The sequence below is a fragment of the Bacteroidota bacterium genome (assembly GCA_026391695.1).
Taxonomy (GTDB): domain Bacteria; phylum Bacteroidota; class Bacteroidia; order Bacteroidales; family JAGONC01; genus JAPLDP01.
Window position 1 is genome coordinate 1 of sequence record JAPLDP010000066.1, and the last position, 11,803, is coordinate 11,803.

The 11,803-nt window shown below is 39.1% G+C and carries 14 protein-coding genes; 8 read left to right on the forward strand and 6 right to left on the reverse strand.

The features are described 5' to 3' along the window. The 4 genes from NT175_08500 to NT175_08515 all read left to right on the forward strand — a co-directional run. On the forward strand, positions 1–667 hold a 667-nt coding region (locus NT175_08500; GenBank protein ID MCX6234749.1), incomplete at its 5' end, for a T9SS type A sorting domain-containing protein. Positions 668–675: 8 nt separating this feature from the next. Beyond that, complete coding sequence (locus NT175_08505) at positions 676–1,635, forward strand: T9SS type A sorting domain-containing protein (protein ID MCX6234750.1); 960 nt, start codon at positions 676–678, stop codon at positions 1,633–1,635. A 33-nt stretch (positions 1,636–1,668) separates the two neighbouring features. Continuing rightward, entirely contained in the window at positions 1,669–3,207 is a 1,539-nt protein-coding gene (locus NT175_08510) for a hypothetical protein (GenBank protein ID MCX6234751.1), read from the forward strand. A gap of 231 nt (positions 3,208–3,438) precedes the next feature. Further along, positions 3,439–3,612, forward strand: coding sequence for a DUF3796 domain-containing protein (locus tag NT175_08515; protein MCX6234752.1), 174 nt, complete (start codon positions 3,439–3,441; stop codon positions 3,610–3,612). Between the two features lie 2 nt (positions 3,613–3,614). On the opposite strand, the gene NT175_08520 is transcribed toward NT175_08515, so the two are convergent. From NT175_08520 to NT175_08530, 3 genes are all read right to left on the reverse strand, one after another. Then, positions 3,615–4,361 (reverse strand): twitching motility protein PilT, encoded by a 747-nt coding sequence (locus NT175_08520; GenBank protein MCX6234753.1) that lies wholly within the window; start codon positions 4,359–4,361, stop codon positions 3,615–3,617. Positions 4,362–4,381: 20 nt separating this feature from the next. Beyond that, complete coding sequence (locus tag NT175_08525; GenBank protein MCX6234754.1) at positions 4,382–5,386, reverse strand: zinc-binding dehydrogenase; 1,005 nt, start codon at positions 5,384–5,386, stop codon at positions 4,382–4,384. A gap of 297 nt (positions 5,387–5,683) precedes the next feature. Next, positions 5,684–6,889: an IS110 family transposase gene (locus tag NT175_08530; protein MCX6234755.1), complete on the reverse strand. Its 1,206-nt coding sequence runs from the start codon at positions 6,887–6,889 to the stop codon at positions 5,684–5,686. 143 nt (positions 6,890–7,032) lie between these two features. Between NT175_08530 and NT175_08535 the strand changes: the two genes are divergently transcribed. The 4 genes from NT175_08535 to NT175_08550 all read left to right on the forward strand — a co-directional run bounded on the left by NT175_08535 (position 7,033) and on the right by NT175_08550 (position 9,455). Continuing rightward, positions 7,033–7,761, forward strand: a complete 729-nt coding sequence (locus NT175_08535; GenBank protein ID MCX6234756.1) for a pyridoxine 5'-phosphate synthase — start codon at positions 7,033–7,035, stop codon at positions 7,759–7,761. Positions 7,762–7,825: 64 nt separating this feature from the next. Then, on the forward strand, positions 7,826–8,701 hold the full coding sequence (locus NT175_08540; GenBank protein MCX6234757.1) for a hypothetical protein: 876 nt from the start codon (positions 7,826–7,828) through the stop codon (positions 8,699–8,701). Next, positions 8,685–8,882 (forward strand): alpha/beta fold hydrolase, encoded by a 198-nt coding sequence (locus NT175_08545; GenBank protein ID MCX6234758.1) that lies wholly within the window; start codon positions 8,685–8,687, stop codon positions 8,880–8,882. Before NT175_08540 ends, NT175_08545 begins: the two co-directional genes overlap by 17 nt. Positions 8,883–8,906: 24 nt before the next feature. Continuing rightward, positions 8,907–9,455 carry an alpha/beta hydrolase gene (locus NT175_08550; protein ID MCX6234759.1) on the forward strand — a complete coding sequence of 183 codons (549 nt, stop codon included), beginning with the start codon at positions 8,907–8,909 and terminating at the stop codon, positions 9,453–9,455. 35 nt (positions 9,456–9,490) lie between these two features. Here the strand turns inward: NT175_08550 and NT175_08555 are convergent, their stop codons facing one another. From NT175_08555 to tatC, 3 genes are all read right to left on the reverse strand, one after another. After that, a complete protein-coding gene (locus tag NT175_08555) occupies positions 9,491–10,417 on the reverse strand; it encodes a DUF5668 domain-containing protein (protein MCX6234760.1) in 927 nt (308 codons plus the stop codon). A 4-nt stretch (positions 10,418–10,421) separates the two neighbouring features. Further along, positions 10,422–10,871, reverse strand: coding sequence for a PspC domain-containing protein (locus NT175_08560; GenBank protein MCX6234761.1), 450 nt, complete (start codon positions 10,869–10,871; stop codon positions 10,422–10,424). Between the two features lie 73 nt (positions 10,872–10,944). Beyond that, a complete protein-coding gene (gene tatC, locus NT175_08565; protein MCX6234762.1) occupies positions 10,945–11,787 on the reverse strand; it encodes a twin-arginine translocase subunit TatC in 843 nt (280 codons plus the stop codon). Positions 11,788–11,803: the final 16 nt, after the last annotated feature.

Consider the following 11,803-nt stretch of genomic DNA (forward strand, 5'->3'; position numbering starts at 1 on the left):
TTTACTTGGCGATACCATTGTTGGAGGTAGCGCTCATCCAATTACTGTCTACAGGGATACTTCTTTAATAATTGGTATTCAATGGCGAAATGTAGAATTTCCCGTAGATGAAGGTTTTAGCGAAGTGATAATAACAGATACAACTGGAAATATTTTAAAACGAAGATTATTGCTATCTGAAAATACTATTCCGATTGGTATTATAACAACTTTTGATAACAAGATACTTGTCACAGGCACTTATAATCTTTTTCACATTTACCTTTGGAAACTCAATTCAGATTTAGAAGACGATACCCTATACACTCAGCCCTTTACTTATGACAGTCTTTGTCAATACCCGATCCCTTCTGATACCATCGACCTGAACTGTGGCGTATATGTTTCGATTGATGAAATACCGCTTAAAGAAGACTATGATAAGCCGATGAAGATATATCCCAATCCTGCTGCAACAACTATTTATTATGAATTCAAAGATCTGAAAACCGATGCCGTATTAAGCATTTATGACGGTTATTGCAGGCTGGTGGATGAAATTGAGATACCGGCATATACAAAGAAAATACAAACCGATGTTACGGCTTATCCGGCAGGTTTGTACCTGGCTATACTGAAAAATTCCCAAAATATCATAGGCAAAGAGAAATTTATGGTGGCAAGGTAGATAAAGTAATGAAACAAGCCATTTACAAAGAGGATGTTCTGCCTAATGCAATGATACGTGATGTATTAATAGTCAATCCCCAATCGGCCAAGTCGCAGGAAGTGCTTCAATCGCTGGATGATCGTTTTGATCCGATGCCTGATTACATGATGGCGGAGATCATGCAAGGGCGAGACTATCTTGGTGCAAAAGAAATTCTTGAATCGCGGTTTGGTTATTGGCAGCAGGTACGTGCAAGAGCCAAAAATCAACTGATACGGAAATTCCTCTCCGATACCACCATCCTTAATCCTTACGACAGCTTGATAGCTTTGTATGAAGATGAAACAGATCTTCAGTCAAAATACAGGTTGGCCTTCTGCTATTTTAACAATGAACAGGCAGAACAAGCGCTGAATGTACTAAATGAGATTCCTGCCACATACGAATTAAACACCCACCAAACTGCTATACACCAGGATTTCGAAGATTATTTCAATGTCATAAAAATGATACATGACAGTACCTGGAGTGCACGGCAATTGGATTCACTATCGGTCAATACCATGCATTCAATTATAAATGATGGGTATCCCTTGATCGGTGGTTATGCACGAGGACTGCTGGTAAAGGGCAATTTTATTAATTATACCGAACAGGTTTATTTTCCCCCAAATACAAAATCTTTACCTGAATATCACTTTACTACACATGAAGTAATTAATGAAAAGGAAGAACACCTTATACTTTTCCCCAATCCAGCCAGTGATTATGTTATTGTCTATTTCAGTACTATTGAGCTAAAAAATACCGGCAAATTATTACTCCATGATATTAGCGGTAAATTTTTGGAAATCATGACTCTTCACAACTATCAAAATCAATTGGTTCTAAATCTGAGTGACGTTCCAAATGGTATATACATTATTAGTTTATATGTTGATGATGAATTGGTTGAAAGTAAGAAGTTAACAAAAGCCACTCGTTAATAAATTCATCGAATTTATAAAAATCTTTACAACATGATAAAGATAATATTGACATTAACAATTTCGACGGTATTAACAGCTTTTACTTATGGACAAACTTGGCCAAAGATATATAGTGACAATTATGGAGTACATGTTAGAAGTTTACTTGAAGATTATGATAAAGGTTATATACTGGGTGGATTTATAGATAAAGGAAGCATTCCCTCACAATGGGCTTGGATCATAAAAACAAATCTAAATGGAGAAGTTTTATGGAAGAAACAATTAGGTGATTTATCGTATTTAACATATATTAATGAGATACAAAAGAACTCTGATAATAGCAAAATAATAGCAGGAGCATCCAGTAATTACGATCTTACAGGAAATTTTGATCCTTTGTTTATAAAACTTAATAAATGTGGAGAAGTTGAATGGTGTACTGTCTTACAATCACCAGATTATAATAGTGCCACAGGAGTTATACCATTAAATGAAGGGGGATATGTTGGCATGTTGAAATATTATGGAGGCAATTACCAAAATGTCCGAATCAGCTTAGTAAAGATGGATTCGTCGGGTACACCCCTTTGGATCAGGCATTTGGCTCAGGAAGATACTACAATTAGTAATGAAGAGGGTTATGATTTGACATTGAGCTTTGATTCAAACTATCTTGTTACAGGCCATTGTTATTCCCAGGGATTAAAACCTTACTGGATAATGATTGATACAGCTGGTGAACAATTATGGAATATTAAATGGAATCTGCCTGGCTCAGGACCTGGTAGTGTCATTCAAACTATTAAAAACCAAACTAATTGTTTTTATTCATCTGGTGGACTCATAGGCCCAGGCAGACCAATGACACCTGTATTATTTAAATTCGATGAAGCCGGTAATCAACTTTATCATGTCTATTTATTAGGAGATACTATAGATGGAGGGGGAGCAGAATCAATATGTTATTATAATGATACTACATTAATTATAGGATTAAACTGGAGTGATAATCCGAATCCTGATGATGGGATGAGCGAGATAATTATGACAGATACAATTGGGAATACATTGAAAAGACGTTTATTAATTGATGAAAATAGATCACCTGAAAATATCATTAAAACCTTTGACAATAAAATCCTTGTTTCAGGAAATTATGTGGTGGATGTAAATTGGGATATTTATCTCTGGAAACTCAATTCAGATTTAGAAAACGATACCCTTTACACCCAGGCCTTTACTTACGACAGCCTTTGTCCATACCCGATTCCTTCTGACACCATCGACCTGAGCTGTGGCGTATATGTTTCGATAGATGAAATACCCCTTAAAGAAGACTATGATAAAGCATTGAGGATTTATCCCAATCCTGCCGCTTCAACAATCAATTTTGAATTCAAAGATCTGAAAACCGATGCTGTTTTGAGTATCTATGACGGTTATTGCAAGCTGAGGGATGAAATTGTCATACCGGCATATACAAAGAAAATACAAACCGATATTACGGCTTATCCGGCAGGTTTGTACCTGGCAGTGCTGCGAAATTCGCATCAGATTTTGGCGAAGGAGAAATTAATTATTGAATAGATTTCAGAGCTACCATCGTTGTCTGTATCCTACAGATTACCTCATCTTTTCCAATCACCTCCATGATATCGGTGAGGTGCGGGCCGAGGCTGGTGCCGATTTATATTCTTTTCCCGTGAAGTACATCATTTTTATTGATTGGTATCATCTTAAAAGGATTGAAATACAGTACCTACCTCAATATTTGCTTGTTATTAATACGTATTTTTATCTGATCAAAAAAATAGAATCATGAATAAAAGAAACCTTGGCTATCTGGGATTCTTGGGCTTACTGGGATTTCTGGGCTTCATTTTTCATATGGAAGGCCTTTACGGATTATTCGGGCTATATGGATTTTTCGCTTTCTTTGGCGTGGATACCCATAAGAAAAGGGGGAATAAAGATCCTGACAAAAAGGAATAAAGCTAATCTGTAATTTTCAGATTGTTTATCACCACTTGCATCTTTTCTAAATGGGATCCGTTCCAGTACACTTTATGGCAATCCCTGCACCGGTAAAAGGTGTCGAAGTTGGCTTTGGTGCCTGGCTCTAATTGATCCAGTATTTTATTTTTCTCAATTTTTGAGATCCGTCCATTGCACTCCATACATCTGTCAAAGGGTTTTATCTGCTGATAAAGATCGAGCCTTCCGATCACCTCCTTCACCTGTTCCGATGGCTTCTGCGAACGTATCCATAATCCATGTGTCACATCATTATTTTTCAGCAGAATGACGTCACGTGTCAGGATTATACGTTTTTCTTTTTGTGACAATGCTACTATCTCAGGATCGTCATAATCATTACGGTACATCGTATCAAAGCCTAACATACGCAAATAACGGGCTAACTTACCCAAATGTACATCAAGGATAAAACGTGTAATTCTCAGAGGCTTGGGGCGCAAATGAGTGGCGTGTGTTATATCCAGGCTTTCAAATACCGGGTATACGGATATCATGTCACCCTCTTTTGGCCGGTGATCAAATGAAACAGATTGGCCATTGACCAGTATAAGATCCACCTCTGCATGGGGGACACCAAGAGATTCGATGATATCTTTAATAGAGGGACTACAGAAAAGATTAACATCAATAGGCTTCTTACGCTTGCCAGGCGGAAGAAAATCATTCAGTTCCTCATAAAACCTGATACTGATTGATCCCGGCATATATTTGAATCTTACGTGCTTTAAGGTGTGAAAAGGATTTTTCCATCTGACATATGCCCTACATACTGTAACAGGGCACGGATCACTTCCTCAAGTTTATATGTATGCTGTATTTTTGTCGTGATCATTCCCTTTATGATCATATTCTGGATATCTGATGAAATCTGGCTGAAAGTTTCGGGGCCAATTTCTTTTTTCCAATCCCCAAGGTTAAATCCGACGATTGATTTTTTCTTAAAGATGATTTCCAGAACATCGATATTTGCGATATATTGATTAGCCAGTCCGCCATACAGGATTAACTGAGAAGCGTTGGGCATGGCCTGTAGGATGCGTGCTGTCGACTCTCCCCCCAGCGCATCAAAGGCTGTGGTTGCTTTCAGTTCATGTGCAAGTTCTTTGAGCTGATCCTCAAATTGTTCTGACCGGATGTTTAAAACATAATTTTCTCCTTCGTTTTTAAGCATCTCAAGATGGTTATCCTGCCTGACAATGTTGATCAGGGTAATATTTTTGTCCCTGGCAAGAGCACGTACAAATCTCCCTATCTGTCCGGCAGCGGCCGTATTAATGACAGCCTCACTGCCATAACGAACTGCTGTGTCGACAAGGGCATAAGCTGTGAAGGGATTGATTGCCAGACATGCTGCCTGAAGGATGTCCAGATCATCGTGGACCGCAATACATTTATCAGGTTTTGTTATAAAGTACTCTGCCCATGTACCATCACCGTCATCCTGAGTGAAACAGCACACCCGTTTACCAAGGAGATTCCTGGCTTCGGAACTCTTACCGGCAGCCACTACTGACCCTGCTCCCTCGAAACCTGACACCACAGGTAAAGGTTTCCTGATATTATACATTCCCCTTACAAAAGCGATGTCCGAAGGATTGCACGGAGCTGCTGATATTTTTACAAGGACCTCATCATCTTTTAATGGACGGATATCTTTATTGATGACCTCCAGGCTTCGCAATACCCTCGATAGATTATTATTGTATTCTTTTAGAACAATGGCTTTCATAATATGAGGAAATAGTTTCGTCCTGACCGAAAAGGATCATCAAAAATACGAAATGATCTGATAGAGAATGATTCTTAAATACCGTGAATCAAAGCCCCAGTTAAACGTATATTTCTCCTATAAATCCTTTCCAAGTTATAACGCCTTTGGTATGCGAGTTTCTCCTGCGAGCTTAGCCAAACGAATGATTGGCATTAACTCATGTCTGTGTTCTTAAAGTCCTTTTCAGGACATGTTGCGTTGGTCAATTTGAAAGCGGGGTTGTAAGCCACCACAAATTTACCCGACCTTTACGCTTTATCGTTGTATAAGTTTTTGCAGACGATCGCATTCTTTTTGATGGTACGATATTTTTGCCTGCAACTTCCGCGGATCATACACAATGAGTTTTTCAGGGTTATATTCTTGTTTGTAGTAAAGAACATTCCATATTAACACGCCAAGCTTTCTTGCAATCGCAATCAGCGCTTTTTGCCTGGACTTTCTCATTGCCAACCGATTGAATTTTTCTTTGAAATATGATCCTTTTGTACGTATTGCTGCCCATGCAATCTGAACCAAAACAGCGCGCAAAAAACGATTTCCCTTAGTGATTGCAGTGCTTTTGTATTTTCCGGCACTTTCATCATTTCTTGGACGTAGTCCCGTCCATCCGGAAAATTTGCCACTGTTTTCAAAGGCTTTCATATCTGCCCCCGTTTCGGCTAATACAATCATGGCTGCAATGTGACTTATGCCTGGTATGGTAATCAACAACTTCATTTCCTGTTTGTAATGCTCATTGCACAGCTCTTTCATCTTTGACAAACACTTATTACTTTGACCGACTAACATCTCATACTCCTGAAGGGATAACTCCAGCATAAAACGATGATGTTCCGTAATAAACCCGGTAAGTGATTCTTTGATGTTTTGTTTCGAATGTGTGTTAACGATTCGGCCATGTATCGACTCAACCAAGACATCCGGAGCTGTTTCACCTTGTACAATTTGCTGGATTACCCTCAATACACTTTTGCCTGATATGTTGCTGACAAAACTGGTAATCCGAATACTGCAAATCTCTAACGTTCGTTCCATGTCCTGCAATACCGATGTTTGCCGTTGTTGTAATTTGACATACCTGCGACTATACGTTCGCAACTCTCGTATTTCCTTGCAGGGAACTAAGCTACTTCGCAACAACCCTTTATGCAACAATGTAGCAATCCACTGGGCATCCTTTACATCGCTTTTACGCCCTGGCATCTGCTTGATTAAATAGGGATTGACCAGGATCAAATGAAAGCCCATGTCTTCCAGAATATTCCATACAGGAACCCAATACATCCCGGTGCTTTCCATCGCAATTGCATCAACCCCTTCTGAACGTAATTCTTCGCCCATGGCCCGGATGGACGATGTAAGGGTTGTATACTCTGTTACAGGGCTATGTTTTTTACCCTCGTATGTAGCACTAAAAATTGTATCTTTGTGTACATCCAGTCCGCATGCTCGTTTCATAAAATGTCGAATTTTAGATTATTGCGCAAATATAAATGATTGTGCTTCGAGCACGTGCAGCGCTTGAGCTACGGACTGGATTTTTATTCGTCTGTGTGTAAACCAAACGGTTTGTAATGTATATTTGTATTAAAATTCCCTTAATGACCAGATTGAGTGTAAACATCAATAAAATTGCGACTCTAAGAAATGCCAGGGGCGGCAATATTCCTGATGTACTGAAAGCTGCTTCAGATTGTGAACGTTTTGGTGCCCAGGGTATCACTGTTCATCCACGACCAGATGAAAGGCATATCAGATACATGGATGTGATCGGTCTGAGAACTCTTGTGAAAACTGAGTTTAATATAGAGGGTTACCCGACTGAAAAATTTATTGATCTAGTATTGTCAGTTCGGCCGGAACAGGTTACCCTAGTGCCTGATCCACCTGACACTCTTACATCCAATGCAGGATGGGACACTTACAAAAATGAAGTTTTTTTAAAGGATATTATTCAAACTTTTCAAAAAGCAGGGATCCGCACATCCATTTTCATTGATCCAGTTCCTGAGATGATAAAAAATGCCGTCAAAACCGGAACTGACCGTATTGAACTCTATACCGAAGCATATGCAAGGAATTATTCCATCCACAAAGAAGAGGCTATTAAATCTTATGTAACTGCGGCACTGGTAGCCAGTGAGGCTGGTCTGGGTATTAATGCCGGTCATGATCTGAACCTGGAGAATTTGCGGTATTTTGCTCAACATATCCCTGGATTGCTGGAGGTTTCTATTGGACACGCCCTGATCTGCGATGCGCTGTATTATGGCCTTGAAAACACCATACAGTTATATTTACGCCAACTCAATAGCAAACTAAAGGAGTAAAACTATGTTCAAATCCAGAATGCACCTGAGATATGCGATTCTTTTGATCCCATCACAAAAGGTCATGAAACAAATTAAACTCTTTTTTATATTCATTCTCCCATTTTTAATCATTTTTCCCAATACAGGATTCATTAGTTTGCAGGAAGAAACATCTTATGTTGATAAAAGGCTGATAAAGAAGTGGGAAACCCCGGCAGATTTAAAAACGCCTGAATCCGTATGTCATGATCCTGTGCGTAACCTTATCTATGTCAGTAATATTAATGGTAATCCATCTGAAAAAGACCTTAATGGATTTATTGCCAAACTAGATCCAGATGGAAAAATTATTGAGCTTAAATGGGTGGAAGGTTTAAATGCCCCAAAGGGAATGGCCATTTACAAAAATTATCTGTATGTTTCAGATATTGACCGGGTGGTGAGAATCGATCTGGATAAGGGGACTATCCTTAATAAATTCCAGGTCCCGGGGGCAATATTTCTCAATGACGCATGCATCGATAAAAACGGCCAGGTTTACATCTCTGATTCCAACAGCGGAAAAATATTTGTTTTGAAAGAAGGACAGGTGCAAGTATTTATTGATTCAAAGGACCTTAACGGCACCAATGGATTAGTTATTGAGAACAATTTCCTTTTCGCCGGTGCAAGCAGTAAGTTGTTCAGAATCAATCTAAATGATAAATCCATTGAGCCCTTTATTGAGAATACAGGAGGTATTGACGGCCTTGCTCGCATTGACGATGGGAAATTTCTGATTTCCGACTGGAAAGGCAGTGTGTACCTGATTCAATCCGGGAAGACAGCGAAAAAGTTGCTGGATACTTCGTCGGATCATATAAATGCAGCTGATATAGATTATATTCCCGGTGCAAAGATTCTGCTGGTACCAACCTTTTATGATAACCGGGTAATGGCCTATGAAGTTAAATTATAGGATATATGGAACAGGTGAGCCCGTAATAATCCTGCATGGTCTTTTTGGAATTTCAGATAACTGGGTGACGATAGGCAAAAGGCTTGCAGAACATTTTACCGTATTTATTCCTGACTTCCGTAACCACGGACAATCCCCCCACAGCCCGATTTTCAACATTTTAGCATTGACAAATGATTAGCTTGAGTTCATCCAAGACCAGCAGATAAACAATCCTTTCGTGATCGGACATTCCCTGGGAGGAAAGGTTGCCATGAATCTGGCTCTGAATACATTATGTCCACTAAAAAAATTGGTTGTTATTGATATCAGCCCGAGGTATTACAATTTGTGCCAGGAACATCTCCACATCCTCAGTGCTATGGCATCTGTGAATTTTGATAATATCAGAGCACGGTCAGATGTTGACAGTCTCTTATCACAGACAGTAACCAATGAGCGTATCAGGCTTTTTATCATGAAAAACCTTTACCGAATTAATGATAAAAGATTTGGCTGGAGGTTGAATCTGAGTGCGATAAGTGACAATATTGACCACATTGCAGCTGGTATCCAGAGCACAAATACATTTGGCAAGCCCACGTTGTTCATCAAAGGATTATTATCAGATTATATTACGGAAAAGGATATTGGCCTTATCTTGAGATATTTCCCATCAGCGACCATAGCAACCGTTCCAAAGGCTTCCCATTGGGTGCATGTGGATGCACCTAATGAACTGTACTCAATATTATACGATTTTCTGGGTAACTAAAATGAGAAGGTAAAAGTTAAAATAATATCGTATGCTCAATAGCGGATCACTTCAAAACTTGATACAGCAACATCTACATCAATAATGATCTTATTGGGGTTACCTTCCAGGTTTTCAGTCTGGTAAGTGTTTTGACGAACTTTTGTAAAATCTTCGAGTGATCGTGAAGATAATACTGTAGTTCCGGAAATCTCACATCCTGATGAACGGGGTATCCTTAATAAGACAGATGAAGCGCCAGCTTCTATATCAATGTGTATTTCATTTGCCTTATTTCCCAATTTAATTTCCATAGATGATGCTCCTCCCTCAATACTGATTTGTCTGGTTTTGTAATTGCTGAGATCCATCAGCAGGGTGGCAGCGCCAACGTCAAAATTGAAATCCCATTCCGGCAATTCATTCAATTTAATATAGACTCTATTTCCGATTTTATTGTGGCTATGGATGACAGGCTCTCTCAGCCGGAGTTTGATTTCACGCTTTCCATTGATATCCTGGGATGTCATCTCATATTCCCCCAGATATCCACGGTTGTCAAATTCCAGAAGTTGACTGGTCTGGCCACTGATCTCGAAAGCACCGGCTGCAACATCAAGTTGCAAACCAGCCTGGAGCAGGGTTGAATCGTATGGTTCGCTAAGAATCTGATCAGAAGTCACTGATTTATGCTTGAATATCTCTTTCCCTTCCCTGTCATGATGAAAAAACCAGAAGGGTCTGTATACCCCCCAGTCGATATAAGAAACCAGGATAACTGAAATGATAATTGTCACCAGCGACAGTGTCAATTTGATCCATGATTTTGCCGGGATGATGGATAAACCCCATAATATCAACAAGACCGGCCATAACATAAGGAACTGTAACCAGCTGAAGTGGACCACATCCAGGTTTTTAAGTATGATCAGTATACCGATAAAGATCAATATGATGCCCCAAAATATTTTTTTATAGCTCATTTCTTTATTTATTAGGATTGATAAATGATTTTCTCAATAAAAGAAAGCCTCCAACAATAAGAATGACTGGCCAGAGGTCATGGAAATCAACCCTGGGAATAAACTTTGCCAAAAGAAACAATACTCCAATGGTTATTAAAATGACACCCCCTGCTAAATTTCCCTTATCAGGATTCTGTTTAGGTTTATTATCCTGACCAGGAGGCGGAGTTGAGTTATAAGTTTTGTTTTCTTGTTCCATATTTGAATAGGTTTTAAATGAATCATCAGGTTTTTGTGGAATAAATATCCAAAGGAGAATATAGAGGATCACGCCACCTCCTCCAAGAATGGCAAGGAGAATACAGATCAATCTGACGGCCAGGGGATCGGTTTTGAGGTATTCAGCAAAGCCGCCAGCTACCCCACCGAGGACCTTATCGGTTCTACTTCTGTATAAACGTGTCTGTTCCACCTTGAAATAGATTAAATTTTCATGCAGATATGACGTAAAGATAAAAAAAAGGTTACAATATTGGATATTTATATCACCCCTGAAGCAAACTCCTCTTTTTATAAACCCTCTTCGACACATAAATACTGAGTTCGTAAAGGGCATAGAGGGGAATGGTTGCAATGATCTGACTAAAAACATCCGGAGGAGTAATGATTGCAGCCACAATCAGGATTAAGATAAAAGCATATTTGCGATTTTTTTTCATAAATGCCGGTGTCATAATGCCGATTTTTGTAAGAAAATACACAATGACAGGCAATTCAAAAATAAAACCCATACCAAAAGTCAGTGTGACTACTGTAGATATATAGGATTTCAGGGATATCTGGTTAAGGACCGCTTCGCTGACCTGATAAGTCCCAAAAAAATACAATGCCCATGGAACTAAAACATAATAACTGAAAAGGATACCCACTAAAAAAAGTACAGACATGATCAAGACTGTTATGCTGGCATATTTCCGTTCGTGCATTTTTAATGCTGGTCTGATAAATCGCCAGAATTCCCATATTATGTAAGGAGTAGCGAGAATAAGACCTGTGGCTATCGAGACATACACATGCATAGTAAACTGACCTCCCATGGAGAGGTTTATGATATTCATTTCTAAATCACGGAGACACAATGTTTGTACCGATAGGAGATCGGCCAGTTTGCAGAGTAACCGATAAGTGATAAAATCTGAATCTTTAGGTGCCAGAATGATATGGTCAAAGATGAAGGTTTTATAAATAAGAGCGACAATAGTCATAGCGACAATGACGAGGACAGACCGTACAATGTGCCACCTGAGCTCTTCAAGGTGTTGCCAGAAAGTCATCTCCTTTTCAGGATCATTCTTCTGTCTTGCCTTTTTTTTAGTATTTTCGGACATAATAAGAATAAGACAA

Bases quoted from the DNA above. Each gene is read 5' to 3' on its own strand.
- NT175_08535 (MCX6234756.1), top strand. From the start codon at position 7,033: ATGACCAGATTGAGTGTAAACATCAATAAAATTGCGACTCTAAGAAAT.
- NT175_08540 (MCX6234757.1), top strand. From the start codon at position 7,826: ATGAAACAAATTAAACTCTTTTTTATATTCATTCTCCCATTTTTAATC.
- NT175_08530 (MCX6234755.1), bottom strand. From the start codon at position 6,889: ATGAAACGAGCATGCGGACTGGATGTACACAAAGATACAATTTTTAGT.
- NT175_08545 (MCX6234758.1), top strand. From the start codon at position 8,685: ATGAAGTTAAATTATAGGATATATGGAACAGGTGAGCCCGTAATAATC.
- NT175_08510 (MCX6234751.1), top strand. From the start codon at position 1,669: ATGATAAAGATAATATTGACATTAACAATTTCGACGGTATTAACAGCT.
- NT175_08515 (MCX6234752.1), top strand. From the start codon at position 3,439: ATGAATAAAAGAAACCTTGGCTATCTGGGATTCTTGGGCTTACTGGGA.
- NT175_08505 (MCX6234750.1), top strand. From the start codon at position 676: ATGAAACAAGCCATTTACAAAGAGGATGTTCTGCCTAATGCAATGATA.
- tatC (MCX6234762.1), bottom strand. From the start codon at position 11,787: ATGTCCGAAAATACTAAAAAAAAGGCAAGACAGAAGAATGATCCTGAA.
- NT175_08555 (MCX6234760.1), bottom strand. From the start codon at position 10,417: ATGAGCTATAAAAAAATATTTTGGGGCATCATATTGATCTTTATCGGT.
- NT175_08525 (MCX6234754.1), bottom strand. From the start codon at position 5,386: ATGAAAGCCATTGTTCTAAAAGAATACAATAATAATCTATCGAGGGTA.
- NT175_08520 (MCX6234753.1), bottom strand. From the start codon at position 4,361: ATGCCGGGATCAATCAGTATCAGGTTTTATGAGGAACTGAATGATTTT.